This window comes from Pilosibacter sp. YYHA0881 (assembly GCF_051602715.1).
In the GTDB taxonomy this organism is placed as follows: Bacteria; Bacillota; Clostridia; order Lachnospirales; family Lachnospiraceae; genus Alitiscatomonas; species Alitiscatomonas aceti.
This window is the reverse complement of the sequence record NZ_CP175657.1, coordinates 643686-658825: the sequence shown is the minus strand read 5'-3', so window position 1 is coordinate 658825 and position 15140 is coordinate 643686. Positions and strand designations below refer to the sequence as shown.

The window sequence follows — 15140 nt, the reverse complement described above, 5'->3', positions numbered from 1 at the left end:
AAGAAGAAGGAGCGAAAATAAAGTCATGGAACTTACAGGAATGTATGAACAGCTCGGAATTTCCGAGAAAGTGCTTAAATTTGCCAGAGAAACGGAGGCTGCCTTAAAGGAGCGGTTTGAGGAGATCGACGGGGTGGCGGAGTATAATCAGCTGAAGGTCATTAAAGCCATGCAGGAGGCCAGGGTCAGCGATATCCATTTTGCAGGCACCACCGGCTACGGCTATAACGATCTGGGCCGGGATACCCTGGAAGAGGTATACGCCAGAGCCTTTCACGGCGAGGACGCCCTGGTGCGCCCCCAGCTGATCTCCGGGACCCATGCCCTGACGGTGGCCCTTTCGGGCAACTTAAGACCTGGAGACGAGATCCTGTCCCCGGTGGGAAAGCCCTACGATACCTTGGAAGAGGTTATCGGCATCCGGGATTCCGTGGGATCCTTAAAGGAGTTCGGCATCACATACAGCCAGGTGGATCTGCTTCCCGACGGCAGCTTTGATTTTGAAGGGATCCGGAAGGCCATCAATGAGCGGACGAAGCTGGTGGAGATCCAGCGGTCCAAGGGCTACGCGACCCGTCCCACCCTTTCTGTGGCGCGGATCGGGGAGCTGATCTCCTTCATAAAGAGCATAAAGCCCGACGTGATCTGCATGGTGGACAACTGCTACGGCGAATTTGTGGAGACCCTGGAGCCCACGGACGTGGGAGCGGATATGATCGTCGGCTCCCTGATCAAAAATCCCGGCGGCGGCCTGGCTCCCATCGGCGGTTATATCGTGGGAAGAAAGGACTGCATCGAGCGGGCAGCTTACCGTCTGACGGCTCCCGGCCTGGGCAAAGAGGTAGGTGCCAGCCTGGGCGTCAGCCAGTCCTTATACCAGGGCCTGTTCTTAGCCCCCACGGTGGTGGCCGGGGCCTTAAAGGGCGCAGTATTTGCCGCAAACCTGTATGAGAAGCTGGGCTTTGGCGTTGTTCCCAACGGAAGCGAGAGCCGTCACGACATCATCCAGGCCATTACCTTCGGGACTCCCGAGGGCGTGATCCGGTTCTGTGAGGGGATCCAGGCGGCAGCACCGGTGGACAGCTTTGTAACGCCGGAGCCCTGGGCCATGCCGGGCTATGATTCCGATGTGATCATGGCAGCCGGGGCCTTTATCCAGGGAGCCTCCATCGAGCTTTCTGCCGACGCGCCCATCAAGCCGCCCTATGCCGTTTACTTCCAGGGAGGTCTTACCTGGTACCACGCAAAGCTGGGGATCTTAATGTCCTTACAGAAGCTTTGTGACGCGGGGATCATAAATCTTTAAAAAATTTAAAGAAACTTTTAAGAAGTGACGGCGGCGGTTTCTGGCCGGACGCATTGTATTGAATGGAAAAATGTGTTATATTGTGTAGCATACGCGAGGTAGTATCATGAGAAGCAAAAATTCCTGGGTGCTTCTGCTCATGGTCTTATCCGGTATCGTCTTAGGCGGCTTCATCGGGGAGGCGGCGTCGGGAGTGCCGTTTTTATCCTGGCTGAACTTTGGCCAGTCCTTTGGGTTAAATGATCCCCTGGTACTGAACCTTGGGATCCTGGTCATTACCTTTGGCTTAAGCATCCGGATCACCATGGCCAGCATCATTGGCGTGATCATCGCCATTCTGACGTATCATTTCATCTGACACCGGGAGAAGTAAGGTACTTGGAGAGCCGGAAAGGCCAGGTGTACCAGAATGAATGAAAAGAGAACCGAAACCATGAAAAACCTGCCTGTTTCTGAACGGCCCTATGAAAAGGCCATGGAACAGGGCGTGGAGGTCTTATCGGATGCGGAGCTTTTAGCTGTGATCCTGAGGACCGGTACAAAGGATATTTCTGCCAGGGCTCTGGCAGAGAAGATATTGACGCTGGGAGATCCTCCGGGACTTCCCGGCCTTCTTCATCATACGCTGCCGGACTATAAGGCAGTCCGGGGCATCGGAAACGTGAAGGCCATCCAGCTGGCGGCAGTGGGGGAGCTTTCCAGACGGATCTGGAAGGCGGTCCGATCCGGCAGGGAGCTGGTCTTCGACCATCCGGCGGTGATCGCCGATTATTTTATGGAGGAGATGCGTCATATGGAGCAGGAGCATGTGAAGCTCCTGGTGCTCAACACGAAAAATGTGCTGATCCGGGATGTGGATATTTCCAAGGGGACGGTCAACGCCTCCCTGGCCACGCCCAGGGAGCTGTTTATTGAGGCTCTCCGCTACCGGGGCTCCTCGGTGATCCTGCTCCATAACCATCCCAGCGGCGACGCTGCCCCCAGCCGGGAGGACTGCCTGTTTACAAAGCGGGTGGAGGAGGCCGGGAAATTGATCGGCATCCCGCTGTTAGACCATATCATAATCGGGGATACTTCCTATGTGAGCCTGAAAGAACGGGGAATTCTGTAACAATGAAAAACACCAGATATTTTTTATTCGGACTGTCGGCAGTCTGTGTCTGCATGATCGGCATTACATCCTTAAACGGCAGTCTTTTGAATCCGCTGCGGAATGCGGTGGGCTATGTGCTGGTCCCGATCCAGTCGGGGATCAACGCCGTGGGCGGAAGCATCTATAAGGAGGCCAGCGCCCTGGGGAGCTTAAAGGACGCCATGAAGGAAAACGAGACCTTAAAGGCCCAGGTGGATGAACTCACAGAGGAGAATACAAGGCTCCGGGCAGAGCAGCAGGAGCTGGAGCGGCTCCGGGAGCTTTATGAGCTGGATACCCAGTACATGCAGTACCAGAAGGTGGGGGCCAGGATCATTGCCAAGGATTCAGGAAACTGGTTTTCTGTGTTCCGCATCGACAAGGGGGCGGACGACGGTATTAAGGAAAATATGAACGTCATTGCCGGCGGCGGCTTAGTGGGCATCGTCACGGATGTGGGAGCCAACTATGCCACGGTCCGGTCCATCATCGACGATTCCAGCCAGGTCAGCGCCATGGCCCAGCAGTCCGGGGATACGTGCATGGTGTCTGGGGATCTTAAGCTGTTCAAGGAGGGGCGGCTGAACCTGGGATATATGGAAAAGGACGACGATATCCGGGACGGGGATATGATCGTAACCTCCAACATCAGTGAAAAATTCCTGCCGGGTATCCTCATCGGCTATGCTACGGATATCACGGTGGACTACAATGACAACCTGACGAAATCCGGCTACGTGATCCCGGTGGCCCAGTTCGACCGTCTCCAGGAGGTGCTGGTGATCACAGATCTAAAGGAGGCAGGGCCTGAATTTGATGAATAGTAATTTAAAACAGATCGCGCTGAACCTTGTCCTGCTTTTGCTGGCGTTTTCGGTCCAGACCTGCGTGTTCCCGCTGCTGCCGTTCCTTTCAGCCTACCCGAACCTGATGCTGATCCTGATCTTCTCCTTTGGGTTTATCCGGGGAAGCGCGTCGGGCATGTGCTACGGACTGGTGGCCGGACTGCTGATGGACCTTTCCTCCGGCGGCCCCATGGGATTTTATACGCTGTTCTATATCTGGATGGGATATTTAAACGGCATTGCCACCAGATATTATTACGAGGATTATATCACGCTGCCCCTGGCCCTCAGCGTGGTCAATGAACTGGCATACAACCTGTACCTGTATGTATTCGGCTTTCTGTTCCGGGGACGCCTGGGCTTTGGGTATTACCTTATAAACATCATCCTCCCGGAAACCGTGTTCACGGTGGTGACGACGCTGGCCGTTTACCGCCTGTTCCTGTTTATCAGCAGGAAGCTGGAAGAGATGAAAAAAAGGAGAGACACGACCATTGCTTAACGACCTGTATGAGATACTGAAGGAGTCGCTGAAGAAGCTCCTGGCCTCCAGGACCTTTATCCTGGGAGTATTTTTTGTATTCCTGTTCGGAGTCCTGGCCGTACAGCTTTTTAAACTCCAGATCATTGAAGGCGAGGAGTATCAGGAAAACTACATGGCAAAGACGGAAAAGACCATAAAGCTGGCGGGGACCCGGGGCAATATCTATGACCGCAACGGGAATCTCCTGGCTTATAACCAGCTGGCTTATAATGTGACGATCCAGGACAACGGCGATTATACCACCACTGCTGAGAGAAACCGGATGCTCCTTCTGCTGGTGCAGATCTTAAACCGCCACGGAGAAAAGGTCCGGGGAGAATTTGCCGTGGCCATCGAGCCCTCCGGGGAAATGGTCTACACCACCTCCAGCGAGACGGCCAGAAAGCGGTTCATCAGCGACTACTACGGCTTAAAATCCCCCTCGGAGCTGGATGCAGAGGACGGGAGCACGCCCTCGGATATCACTCCCAGGGAGATGTTCGACGCCAAATTTAAGGACTATGGGCTGGATAAGCTGACGGATGAGGACGGAGATCCTGTGACGCTTACGGACGAGGAGGCTCTGGGGATCATCAATATCCGTTATACCATGGGCTTTACGGCCTACCAGAAATATATGACCACCACCATCGCCTCCAACGTGAGCCGGGAGACCATGACCGACGTTCTGGAAAACTCGGCGGATCTTAAGGGCGTGGCCATCGAGGAGACCACCCTCCGTGTCTACAATGACAGCGTTTACTTTGCGCCCATCATCGGCTACACAGGAAAGGTATGGGATGATGAGCTGGAAAAGCTCAAGGAGACCAATCCCGATTATGAGCTGACGGATCTGGTGGGAAAGACCGGCATTGAGGCCTCCATGGAGCCGGAGCTCCAGGGGAAAAAGGGCTCCCAGACCATGTATGTGAACAGCACGGGACGGATCGTGGAGATCGTGGAGAAAACCGATCCCAAGGCCGGAAACGACGTGTATCTGACCATCGACCGGGATCTGCAGATCGGGATCTATAATCTTCTGGAGCAGCAGCTGGCAGGTATCATCACCAACAAGCTGGTGAACCGGGATCTGGAGGAGACAGATTACAAAAAGGGCTCCAATATCCCCATTCCGGTGAAGGATGTGTACTTCCAGCTGATCAACAACAATGTGCTGGACATGGACGCGTTTTCTGCCCCGGAGGCGTCCCAGGTGGAAAAATCCATCTACGCCAAGTACAGCCAGTCCAGGGAGCAGACCCTTTCCTGGATCCGGTCGGAGCTGTTGAACGAGAATGCGGCTCCCATGGCCTCCCTGGGTGAAGACCAGAAATCCTATATGCAGTATATTTATTCCTACCTGGTGTCCCAGGAGGTGGTGATGAGAGACCGGATCGACCGGGATTCCGAGGCGTACCAGGCATGGGCGGCGGAGACGGTGAGCCTCAGGGAGTATCTGTATAAGGGGATCGCTGAAAACTGGATCGACACCACGAAGCTTAAGATGGAGGATAAATATTCCGACGCCGACCACATTTACCAGATCCTGGTGGATTATGTGATCGGGGACCTGGAAACAGACAGCGAGTTTTCAAAACGGATCTATAAGTATCTCATAAACGGCGGTTCTGTCACAGGAAAGGAGCTGTGCCTGGCCCTGTATTCCCAGAATATCCTGGCTTACGATGAGGCGGAGGTCCGGATGCTGGAGGCCAACGGAGACGAGTATGCCTTCCAGTTCATCCGCCAGAAGATCTCGGATATTGAGATCACCCCGGCCCAGCTGGCCCTGGATCCCTGTTCGGCCGGATGCGTGGTGACCGATGTGAAGACGGGAGAGGTACGGGCCCTGGTGACGTATCCCAGCTATGACAACAATAAGTTTTCCGGTACAGTGGATGCGGAATACTACAATAAGCTGAACAACGACATGTCCCTGCCGCTGTTCAACAATGCGACCCAGGCCCAGAAAGCCCCGGGCTCCACGTTTAAGCCCATCATGGCCGTGGCCGCCCTGGAGGAAAAGGCCATCGGTCTTTCTGAAACAGTCAACTGTACAGGTATGTACCAGGAGATCACCCCCCATATGAGGTGCTGGATCTATCCGGGCCAGCACGGCCCACTGGATGCGGAGCACGGCATCATGAATTCCTGCAACGTGTTCTTTGCAGACATGGGTCACCGGCTCTCCATGGATGAGAACGGCACGTATTCTCCGGAGCTGGGAATCGAAAAGATCCGGAAATATGCGGCCATGTTCGGGCTGGACGAGACCTCGGGCATTGAGATCTCAGAAAAGAGTCCCCAGATGACCACAGAAAAGCCGGAGGCCTCCTCCATCGGCCAGGCCAACCATTCCTACTCCAATGTGCAGCTGGCCCGTTACATCACGGCCATTGCCAACCGGGGAACGGTATTTAAGCTGAGCCTTCTGGATAAGCTCACCGATTCCCAGGGGAATCTGATCACCGATTATACGCCGGAGGTACGGTCCACCGTGGACATTGCCGATTCCACCTGGAACGTGGTCCACAGCGGTATGAGAAAGGTGATCTCCGACGGCTCGGCCAAGAAGATCTTCAGCGATCTGGAGGTGGATATTGCCGGTAAGACGGGTACAGCTGAGGAATTGAAAAACGGCCATATCATCAACCATGCCTTCTTCGTGTCCTTTGCGCCCTACCAGGATCCGGAGATCGCTGTGACCGTCAACATTCCTTACGGCTATTCCTCGTCCAATGCGGCCACGGCGGCCAAGAATATCTACCGGTATTACTACGGCTATACAGATCTGGATTATATCTTAAACAACAGCGCTCTGAACGTTTCCAATGTGGAGATCGGAGACTGATGCCAAGGGATCCGGGACTTTTATAGTAAAAAGGAGGCTTCTTTCATGCAGAACCCAGTGGTCATAAAGGGAAATAAGGCCGGGATGACGGTGTACCTGGATCCGGCCCTTCCCTTTACAGAGCTTTTGGAGGCGGTAAAAAAGAAATTCAGGGAGACGGCCCGGTTCTGGGGCTCTGCCCAGATGACCCTGACCCTGGAGGGAAGGAGGCTGTCGCCGGAGGAGGAATTTTCTGTGGTCAACGCCATCACAGAAAATTCCGGGATCGAGATCCTGTGCCTCATCGACGCGGATGCGGAACGGATCCGCAGGTGCGAGAAGGCGTTAAATGAAAAGCTCATGGAGCTTTCTGCCAGCACGGGCCAGTTTTATAAAGGGAATCTGAGGAACGGGGACGTCCTGGAATCTGAGGCCAGCATCGTCGTCATCGGCGACGTGGACTGCGGGGCCAGGGTATCGGCTAAAGGAAACATCATTATCCTTGGGACCTTAAAGGGAACGGCCCAGGCAGGCCTGTCTGGAAACAGGAATGCCGTGGTGGTGGCCATGGAGATGGCGCCCTCCCAGGTAAGGATCTCGGATCTTGCGTTCCAGAAGGCAGAAAAGGGGCGGCTCCTGGGCTGGGGGCCCATGATGATTCTTATCAAAAATGGGCGGATTTGTTCGGAACCCATAAAAAAGAGCTTTTTAAGTGCACTTAATTTCATTTAGGACTGGAAAATTTTCTGTTTATCATGTAAAATAGAATAGATAAGCAGTAACTGTCCTCCAGATCCTGGACGGCTGCTGCCACAACTGAATACAGGAGGATATTCTTATGAGTGAAGTCATTGTTGTTACATCCGGTAAAGGGGGTGTAGGCAAGACGACGACCTCTGCGAATGTCGGAACTGGTCTTGCCATGCTGGGGGAGAAGGTCGTACTGATCGATACCGATATCGGCCTTAGGAACCTGGACGTGGTCATGGGACTGGAAAACCGCATCGTCTACAATCTGGTGGACGTCGTGGAGGGCAACTGTCGTATGAAGCAGGCCCTTATAAAAGACAAAAGATATCCGAACCTGTTTTTGCTTCCCTCCGCCCAGACCAGGGACAAGTCTTCCGTGTCCCCGGGCCAGATGAAAAAGCTGGTGGACGACCTGAGGGAGGAATTCGATTTTATTCTTCTGGACTGTCCGGCAGGGATCGAGCAGGGCTTTAAAAATGCCATTGCGGGAGCCGACAGGGCCTTTGTGGTCACTACGCCGGAGGTTTCTGCCATCCGTGATGCCGACCGGATCATCGGCCTTCTGGAGGCCAGCGAGATCACTAAGACCGATCTCATCGTCAACCGGATCCGCATGGATATGGTGCGGAGGGGCGATATGATGTCCATTGAGGATGTGACGGACATTCTGGGGATCCCGATCCTGGGAGCCATTCCCGACGACGCCCAGATCGTCGTTTCCACCAACCAGGGAGAGCCGATCGTAGGCATGAACCCCTTTGCGGGACAGGCCTACCTCAATATCTGCAGACGGGTGCTTGGTCAGGAGGTACCCCTGATGGATCTTGAGAAGAGCAGGGGGATCTTTTCCAGGTTCCAGGGATTTTTAAAGCGGGCCTAGGGAATGGTAAATCTGTTGGAAATCCTGACAAAGAGGAACTCCGGGACCATCGCAAAAAAGCGGCTCCAGTTTTTACTTATCTCGGACCGGGCCGGATGTACGCCGGAGATCCTTGAAATGATCAAGGACGATATGATAAAAGCCATATCAAAATACATGGAGATCGATACGGATGGGCTGGAGATCAAGATCACCCAGATGGACGGGCCCGGGACCTGCGGACGTCTTCCGGTCCTCTATGCCAGCATCCCCATCCGTGTCCTCAGCACAAAGGGGACTTTTCTTTAAATGTTTTCAGAGTACAATTTCAGAAACTATAATTTCCGGCTGCTGTTTTATGTGCTGGCCCTGAATCTTGTGGGCGTTGTGGTCATAAACAGCGCCGTAGGCGGTGACAGAAGCTATGTGAACCGCCAGCTCATCGGCATGTTCGGCGGTCTGATGTTAGCCATCGCCATCTCGCTGATGGATTACCGGAAGCTGATGAAATGCTGCGGTCTGGTGTATATCGGCTGTGTGGGAATTCTCCTGGCGGTGATCGTTGCGGGCCAGCTGGGCGGCTTTGGAGGCGGCTCCAGACGGTGGATCGACCTGCCTGTCATCGGCCGGTTCCAGCCCTCGGAGTTTGTGAAGATCGGACTGATCTTTTTCTTCTCCTGGTTCCTTCAGAAGAACCAGGAGAAGATCAACCGGCCATCGGTGCTGGTGACGGCGGCAGTGCTGGCGGCGGTGCCTCTGGCTCTGATCTTAAAGCAGCCGGACCTGTCCACCAGCATCGTGATCGTTTTCTTTATCCTCTGCCTGATCTATATGGCTGGGATCAGCTATAAGTGGATCGCGGGCGCCCTGGCTGTGGCGGTGCCCTCCCTGGCCCTGGTGGTCTGGCTGGCAGAACACAATATGATGCCCTTTCTGGAGCCTTATCAGATAAACCGGATCCTGGCCTTTATCAATCCCGGAAAATATGCGGAGCTGAACCTCCAGCAGGATAATTCCAAAATGGCCATCGGCTCTGGCCGTCTTTACGGAAAAGGGCTTTTTAACGACACAGCCATTTCAGTTAAAAATGGAAATTTTTTGTCAGAAGAGCATACAGACTTTATCTTTTCCGTCATCGGCGAAGAACTGGGCTTTATCGGCTGTATGATCGTCCTGCTGCTGTTCCTCCTGTTTGTTTTTGAGTGCCTGAGGATGGCATCCAGGGCGAGGGACATGGCCGGGAGGCTGTTTTGTACTGGTATGGCGGCCCTGGTGGGATTCCAGTCCTTTACCAATATTGCAGTTGCCACCGGCGTATTTCCCAACACAGGCCTTCCGCTGCCGTTCATCAGCTATGGTGTCAGCTCCCTGGCAAGTCTTTATATAGGAATAGGTATTTTACTCAATGTCGGCTTACAGCAAAGAAAATTGGAATTTTAGGAGGGAACCGTATGAATGTAGGATTGATCGCACATGATTCCAAGAAAAAACTGATGCAGAATTTCTGCATTGCTTACAAGGGTATTTTATGTAAGCACAACCTTTATGCCACCGGTACCACCGGTAAGCTGATCGAGGAGGTCACCAACTTAAACGTTCATAAATACCTGCCCGGACATCTGGGCGGAGAGCAGCAGATGGGAGCCCAGATCGAGAGCAACGATATGGACCTGGTGATCTTTTTACGGGATCCCTTATCGCCCAAGTCCCATGAGCCAGATGTCAATAAGGCCGTAAGGCTCTGCGATATCCACAACGTTCCTTTGGCTACCAACCTGGCCACGGCAGAGCTGCTCATTAAGGTACTGGACCGGGGAGATCTGGAATGGCGGGAAATGTACAAATGATCATAGACGGAAAGCACAGACGATCCAGAGCTGTTCTTCTTGCCGCAGCCCTTGTAATTCTGGTCACCGGCTGCGGGAAGAAGAGCGGCCTGGAGCATGCGTATTCGTATGACGACCGTGCCGTCCGCTTTACGGCAGAGGAGGGAGATGGCCGGGCTCCCGGCTTTGCCGCTGGTCTGGCCGTACCAAAAGAAGGAGACGACAGCCCCGGAGAGGGAGAGGCGGCTCTTTCGGCAGGGGCTGCCGGAGTCTTAAGCCTGGATGGAGGAACGGCCCTTTACCAGCAGGCTCTGACGGAACGGATGAATCCGGCCAGCACCACCAAGGTCATGACGGCCATCGTGGCTTTAAAATACGGGAATCTGTCGGATCTTGTGACGGTACCGGAGGAAGCCGTCATAACGGAATCCGGCTCCTCCATGGCCGGTGTGGTCCCTGGAGACCAGATGTCCCTGGAAGACCTGCTTTACGGGCTGATGATCCCCTCAGGCAACGATGCGGCCAATGCCATTGCCGTCCATGTGGGAGGTTCCATTGAGGGCTTCGTATCCATGATGAACCAGGAGGCGGCCCGTCTGGGAGCCACAGGAACCCACTTTGTCAATGCCAATGGCCTTACGGATCCGGATCATTATACCACGGCCTACGATCTGTATCTGATGTTCCATGAGGCGCTGACCTACGATACGTTTCGGACCATTATCGGTGCCCACGATCATACGGCAGTCTATACGGGCAGCGACGGAAGCCAGAAAACGGCCTCCTGGACCGTAGGGAATTATTATATGAATGGAAAGGCCGAAACGCCGGAGGGACTGGCGGTCTTTGGCGGAAAGACCGGTACTACAAAGGCGGCCGGGTACTGTCTTATTATGGGGACCAGGACAGAGGATGGGAGAGAATACGCCTCTGTGATCATGGGAGCCGACAGCCGGGCGCACCTTTATGAGGACATGACAAATATTATTTCCAAAATTGACAAATAGTCGTTGCAATTTTTAAGCAAATAGTCTATAATCATATCATAATCAAACGATTTTTTATACAAATTATATAAAATCCAAGGAGGAGATCGTTATGGTGCAGATTATCGCTGGAAAAAAAGGAAAAGGTAAAACAAAATATTTACTGGATATGGCTAACAATGCCGTAAAGGAATCCAAGGGTTCTATCGTATATTTAGATAAAAGCTCCAAGCATATGTATGAACTGAGCAACAAGATCCGCCTGATCAATGTTGCGGAGTTCCCGGTACATAGCGCTGAGGCTTTTGTTGGTTTTATCTGCGGAATCATTTCCCAGGATCATGATCTGGAGGTTATGTATCTGGACAGCTTCTTAAAACTTGCCGGTCTGGAGGGCGAAGATATTTCTGCAACCCTGGCTGAGCTTGACCAGGTAAGTACAAAATACCATGTAAACTTTGTACTTAGCATTTCTATGGACGGAGAAGAGCTTCCTGCTTCCGCAAAGGATATGGTTCTGGTGGCCTTATAAAATAACCGCTCCTTCGTAAGAATACAAATGGCATGAACAAGAAATTGTTTATGCCATTTTTTTGGCGGAATTTCCCCAGAAACTTGAACTTTCCAGTTAATCCATATATAATAGGGAAGATATGAAAAAAGCACTCTGAACGGAGGGAGCAGTTGGCAAAAAAGAAAAAGAACAAAAAGGTGATCCGGTACCGCCGGCCCTTGAATATAAATGTGGGAATGATCATCTTCGCCCTTATCTTCGCATACATGGCCTTTTATGTGTATACGTATGTGCGGAGAGAAAAGATCGAGTTTTATGAGGTGCCTGAAGGCAGCATCGTCAACGACCAGCGCCACACGGGCATTGCGTTCCGGACAGAAACCGTAAAATATACGGAGCAGGCAGGGAACATTAATTTCTATCTGCGGGAGGGAAAAAAGGCCGCAGTGGGCACCAGGGTCTATTCGGTGGATGAGACGGGAAAGCTTTCGGAGCTTCTGGCAGAAAAGACCGACGGCTCAGTGGCCTTATCCAGGGACAACCTTGCGTCCTTAAAAAAACAGCTTTCCTCCTTCAGCCAGACCTTTACGGAAAACGATTTTAAGACCGTTTACGATACCAGGTATACGCTGGATTCGGAGGTGCTGGAATACGTCAGCGTGGACGCCCTGAAAAACCTGGACAGCGTTGTGGAGGAAATGGGCGTGAATTTTGTCCAGGTAAGGGCCGACCAGTCGGGGATCGTTTCATATATGGTGGATTCCCTGGAGGGAGTGGATCCGAACCAGGTAACGGAGGAGATGTTCGACCGGTCTGGCTATACGAAGAATATCCTGAAATCCGGGAAGCTGGTGGGCGTGGGGGAACCGGCCTATAAGCTGGTCACTTCCAGCGACTGGTCCCTGGTCTTCCAGATGACCGAGGAGGACGCGGCTCTTTATAACGGGAAGACCGCGCTGACCGTGAAATTTGCTGGGAAAGATCTGAAGACCCCCGGCGCATTTTCCATGATCACCGGAGGGGACGGGAAGACCTACGGAAAGCTGGACTTTTCCAAATATATGGAGCAGTTCATTTCAGACCGTTTTGTGGATTTTGAGATCATCACCGAGGAGGTGACCGGGCTTAAGATCCCAAAGAGCGCCGTCACAGATGTGGAGTTTTATCTGATCCCTAAAGAATTCCTGGCCGGAGGCGGCAAGGGCTTTTTAAAGGAGACGTATACGGAAAACGGGGCTGGAGCCGTTCTTGTGTCCTGCGATATCTATAACGCAGACGATACGTATTACTATGTGGACGCCGGGGAGAACAGCGAATTTAAGCCTGGAGATTATCTGGTGAAGGAAAACTCCCAGGACCGGTACCAGATAGGGGCCAAGGCTGCGGTAACAGGAGTTTACAACATCAATAAGGGCTATACGGATTTCAGAAAGGTCGAGATCCTGACGTCCAGCGACGAGTACGACATTGTGGCCAGGGGCACGGATTACGGCCTTTCGGTCTATGACCATATTGTACTGGACGCCAGGGCCGTAAGAGCCAACGGCGTCGTCATTTATCAGTAACCGGAGGAGAATCATGTCAGTAGCAGAAAATTTAAAAACCATAAGAGAACGTGTGGACGCTGCCTGTGAACGGGCGGGAAGAAGGCCGGAGGAGGTCGCTCTGATCGCGGTCAGCAAGACAAAGCCCCTGTCCATGCTCCAGGAGGCCTACGAGGCCGGAGCCAGGGATTTTGGGGAAAATAAAGTACAGGAGATCCTGGAAAAATATCCGGAGATGCCGGAGGACGCCAGATTCCATATGATCGGCCATTTGCAGACCAACAAGGTGAAGCAGGTGGTGGGAAAGGCAGTTCTGATCCATTCCGTGGACAGCCTGCATCTGGCAGAAAAGATCGAGCAGGAGGCGGCAAAGAGAGATCTGACCGCAGACATCCTTCTGGAGGTCAATGTGGCCAGGGAGGAGAGTAAGTTTGGCCTGATGCTGGAGGAGGTGATCCCCCTTCTGGAAGAGGTAAAAAACCTCCCTCACGTCCGGGTAAGGGGACTTATGACCATCGCTCCCAATGTCGAAAATCCAGAAGAAAATCGAAAACATTTTAAGAAATTATATCAATTATATGTTGACATCAAAAGTAAAAACATTGATAATGGTACCATGAGTGTGCTTTCTATGGGCATGACCGGTGATTTTGAGGTCGCTGTGGAAGAAGGAGCCACCATGATAAGAGTAGGGACCGGTATTTTTGGTTCCAGACAGATTGGAGAGAAGAAAGAATGAGTTTCCTGAACAAACTGATGGATTCTATGCGGTTAAGCGAAGACAGTGATGACGATTACTTCTTAGATGACGACTATGAGGATGACGATAAACCTGCGAAAAAGGGATTGTTCAAGAAGGACAGCTACGAGGACGATTATGACGAGCCGGAGGTACAGAAACCCAGGTTCCTGCCAAGAGCCACATCCAATAACAAGGTGGTTCCCATGCGCAGGGGGATGGAGGTTTCCCTGATCAAGCCAACATCCCTGGAGGATGCCAGAGAGATCTGTGATTATCTTCTGGCCGGAAAGGCTGTGGTCCTCAATATGGAGGGGATCCACACGGAGACAGCCCAGAGGATCATCGACTTTACCTCTGGAGCCACCTATTCCATGGACGGAAATCTTCAGAAGATATCCAACTACATATTTATCGCAACCCCGCAGTCTGTTGAGCTTTCCGGAGACTTCCAGGATCTGCTTTCCGGCGGAAACATCGACGTGTCCGGTCTCAATATCCACTTATAGGATGACCATGGAAAAAGAAGAACAGCTTTTCAGAAAAAGAGTCCTGGAGCTGGCGGAGCTGTGTTTTCACAGGGACATGCCCTCCAATACGGATTTCCTGAATTTAAATGAGCAGACAATTTTCCAGAGCATTTCTGGCACGCTGCCGCCGGTGAGATACGTTCTCGCCGGCGGCTTCCCAGGGGCAGAAAGGAAGGTTGTCTGTTTTCTTCCATCCTACAAGGAGGAGCTGGAGGACCCGCCCTTTGAATGCCTGCGGATCTCGGCCCGGAATAAAAAGTTTTCCGGGGAGCTGACCCACCGGGATTTCCTGGGGGCCCTGATGAACCTGGGAATCGAGAGGGCTATGATCGGGGATATCGTGATAAAGGACCTGGACGGATATGTGATGGTCCTGAAAAAGATCAGCCGCTACGTGCTGGAGAATCTGGATACGGTGGGCCGCACAGCTGTGGAGGCTGCGGTCTGGGAGGGGGCAGAAGAGCTCCTGGAGCCGGAATATGAAGAGGTGGCGGGAACGGTGAGCTCCGTGCGCCTGGATGCCATTGTGGCCCTCTGCGGCCGCGTATCCAGAACGAAGGCTGCCGGTCTGATCGCCGGAGAGAAGGTTTTTATCAACGGCCAGGCTGTTCTTTCTCCCTCCCGTCAGATGGAGCCCGGAGAGATCCTGTCCATCCGCGGTGTGGGAAAATTCCTCTTTTCAAGGAACGGAGGACAGACGAAAAAGGGGCGGATCTCCGTCACGTTCTTAAAATACCGATGAAGACAGAAGGAGGA

The 15140-nt window shown here is 52.8% G+C and carries 17 protein-coding genes; all 17 read left to right on the top strand.

The window, feature by feature from the left end; all coding sequences use genetic code 11:
• Positions 1–25 precede the first annotated feature (25 nt).
• Positions 26–1306: a methionine gamma-lyase family protein gene (locus ACI6NM_RS03205; protein ID WP_262427819.1), complete on the top strand. Its 1281-nt coding sequence runs from the start codon at positions 26–28 to the stop codon at positions 1304–1306.
• A 106-nt stretch (positions 1307–1412) separates the two neighbouring features.
• Complete coding sequence (locus ACI6NM_RS03200) at positions 1413–1664, top strand: DUF4321 domain-containing protein (protein ID WP_022274611.1); 252 nt, start codon at positions 1413–1415, stop codon at positions 1662–1664.
• 51 nt (positions 1665–1715) lie between these two features.
• Positions 1716–2417: a RadC family protein gene (radC, locus tag ACI6NM_RS03195; RefSeq protein WP_022274610.1), complete on the top strand. Its 702-nt coding sequence runs from the start codon at positions 1716–1718 to the stop codon at positions 2415–2417.
• 2 nt (positions 2418–2419) lie between these two features.
• Complete coding sequence (mreC, locus tag ACI6NM_RS03190; RefSeq protein ID WP_022274609.1) at positions 2420–3262, top strand: rod shape-determining protein MreC; 843 nt, start codon at positions 2420–2422, stop codon at positions 3260–3262.
• Entirely contained in the window at positions 3255–3785 is a 531-nt protein-coding gene (mreD, locus tag ACI6NM_RS03185; RefSeq protein WP_158356999.1) for a rod shape-determining protein MreD, read from the top strand. The genes mreC and mreD overlap by 8 nt, the downstream gene beginning before the upstream one ends.
• Positions 3778–6657, top strand: coding sequence for a penicillin-binding transpeptidase domain-containing protein (locus ACI6NM_RS03180; protein ID WP_262427820.1), 2880 nt, complete (start codon positions 3778–3780; stop codon positions 6655–6657). The genes mreD and ACI6NM_RS03180 overlap by 8 nt, the downstream gene beginning before the upstream one ends.
• 45 nt (positions 6658–6702) lie before the next feature.
• Positions 6703–7368 carry a septum site-determining protein MinC gene (locus ACI6NM_RS03175; protein ID WP_262427821.1) on the top strand — a complete coding sequence of 222 codons (666 nt, stop codon included), beginning with the start codon at positions 6703–6705 and terminating at the stop codon, positions 7366–7368.
• A gap of 106 nt (positions 7369–7474) precedes the next feature.
• Positions 7475–8266: a septum site-determining protein MinD gene (gene minD / locus ACI6NM_RS03170; protein ID WP_022274605.1), complete on the top strand. Its 792-nt coding sequence runs from the start codon at positions 7475–7477 to the stop codon at positions 8264–8266.
• 3 nt (positions 8267–8269) lie between these two features.
• Complete coding sequence (gene minE, locus ACI6NM_RS03165) at positions 8270–8554, top strand: cell division topological specificity factor MinE (RefSeq protein WP_262427822.1); 285 nt, start codon at positions 8270–8272, stop codon at positions 8552–8554.
• A complete protein-coding gene (locus ACI6NM_RS03160) occupies positions 8555–9685 on the top strand; it encodes an FtsW/RodA/SpoVE family cell cycle protein (RefSeq protein WP_262427823.1) in 1131 nt (376 codons plus the stop codon).
• Between the two features lie 11 nt (positions 9686–9696).
• Positions 9697–10092, top strand: coding sequence for a methylglyoxal synthase (locus ACI6NM_RS03155; protein ID WP_438501024.1), 396 nt, complete (start codon positions 9697–9699; stop codon positions 10090–10092).
• Complete coding sequence (locus ACI6NM_RS03150) at positions 10071–11078, top strand: D-alanyl-D-alanine carboxypeptidase family protein (protein WP_262427824.1); 1008 nt, start codon at positions 10071–10073, stop codon at positions 11076–11078. The genes ACI6NM_RS03155 and ACI6NM_RS03150 overlap by 22 nt, the downstream gene beginning before the upstream one ends.
• Before the next feature lie 91 nt (positions 11079–11169).
• The gene (locus ACI6NM_RS03145; RefSeq protein WP_022274600.1) at positions 11170–11589 is read left to right on the top strand and encodes a hypothetical protein; all 420 of its coding nucleotides are present in this window, start codon (positions 11170–11172) and stop codon (positions 11587–11589) included.
• Between the two features lie 152 nt (positions 11590–11741).
• Positions 11742–13136, top strand: coding sequence for a biotin/lipoyl attachment domain-containing protein (locus ACI6NM_RS03140; RefSeq protein WP_330599973.1), 1395 nt, complete (start codon positions 11742–11744; stop codon positions 13134–13136).
• 13 nt (positions 13137–13149) lie between these two features.
• A complete protein-coding gene (locus ACI6NM_RS03135) occupies positions 13150–13854 on the top strand; it encodes a YggS family pyridoxal phosphate-dependent enzyme (protein ID WP_262427825.1) in 705 nt (234 codons plus the stop codon).
• Positions 13851–14363, top strand: coding sequence for a cell division protein SepF (locus ACI6NM_RS03130; protein WP_022274597.1), 513 nt, complete (start codon positions 13851–13853; stop codon positions 14361–14363). The genes ACI6NM_RS03135 and ACI6NM_RS03130 overlap by 4 nt, the downstream gene beginning before the upstream one ends.
• A 7-nt stretch (positions 14364–14370) precedes the next feature.
• On the top strand, positions 14371–15126 hold the full coding sequence (locus ACI6NM_RS03125; protein ID WP_262427826.1) for a YlmH family RNA-binding protein: 756 nt from the start codon (positions 14371–14373) through the stop codon (positions 15124–15126).
• Positions 15127–15140: the final 14 nt, after the last annotated feature.

What these genes read in the sequence shown, in the direction of transcription:
- ACI6NM_RS03175 (WP_262427821.1), top strand. Translation starts at nt 6,703, where the DNA reads ATGCAGAACCCAGTGGTCATAAAGGGAAATAAGGCCGGGATGACGGTG.
- minE (WP_262427822.1), top strand. Translation starts at nt 8,270, where the DNA reads ATGGTAAATCTGTTGGAAATCCTGACAAAGAGGAACTCCGGGACCATC.
- mreC (WP_022274609.1), top strand. Translation starts at nt 2,420, where the DNA reads ATGAAAAACACCAGATATTTTTTATTCGGACTGTCGGCAGTCTGTGTC.
- ACI6NM_RS03145 (WP_022274600.1), top strand. Translation starts at nt 11,170, where the DNA reads ATGGTGCAGATTATCGCTGGAAAAAAAGGAAAAGGTAAAACAAAATAT.
- ACI6NM_RS03205 (WP_262427819.1), top strand. Translation starts at nt 26, where the DNA reads ATGGAACTTACAGGAATGTATGAACAGCTCGGAATTTCCGAGAAAGTG.
- minD (WP_022274605.1), top strand. Translation starts at nt 7,475, where the DNA reads ATGAGTGAAGTCATTGTTGTTACATCCGGTAAAGGGGGTGTAGGCAAG.
- mreD (WP_158356999.1), top strand. Translation starts at nt 3,255, where the DNA reads ATGAATAGTAATTTAAAACAGATCGCGCTGAACCTTGTCCTGCTTTTG.
- radC (WP_022274610.1), top strand. Translation starts at nt 1,716, where the DNA reads ATGAATGAAAAGAGAACCGAAACCATGAAAAACCTGCCTGTTTCTGAA.
- ACI6NM_RS03125 (WP_262427826.1), top strand. Translation starts at nt 14,371, where the DNA reads ATGGAAAAAGAAGAACAGCTTTTCAGAAAAAGAGTCCTGGAGCTGGCG.
- ACI6NM_RS03150 (WP_262427824.1), top strand. Translation starts at nt 10,071, where the DNA reads ATGGCGGGAAATGTACAAATGATCATAGACGGAAAGCACAGACGATCC.
- ACI6NM_RS03130 (WP_022274597.1), top strand. Translation starts at nt 13,851, where the DNA reads ATGAGTTTCCTGAACAAACTGATGGATTCTATGCGGTTAAGCGAAGAC.
- ACI6NM_RS03155 (WP_438501024.1), top strand. Translation starts at nt 9,697, where the DNA reads ATGAATGTAGGATTGATCGCACATGATTCCAAGAAAAAACTGATGCAG.
- ACI6NM_RS03160 (WP_262427823.1), top strand. Translation starts at nt 8,555, where the DNA reads ATGTTTTCAGAGTACAATTTCAGAAACTATAATTTCCGGCTGCTGTTT.
- ACI6NM_RS03200 (WP_022274611.1), top strand. Translation starts at nt 1,413, where the DNA reads ATGAGAAGCAAAAATTCCTGGGTGCTTCTGCTCATGGTCTTATCCGGT.
- ACI6NM_RS03135 (WP_262427825.1), top strand. Translation starts at nt 13,150, where the DNA reads ATGTCAGTAGCAGAAAATTTAAAAACCATAAGAGAACGTGTGGACGCT.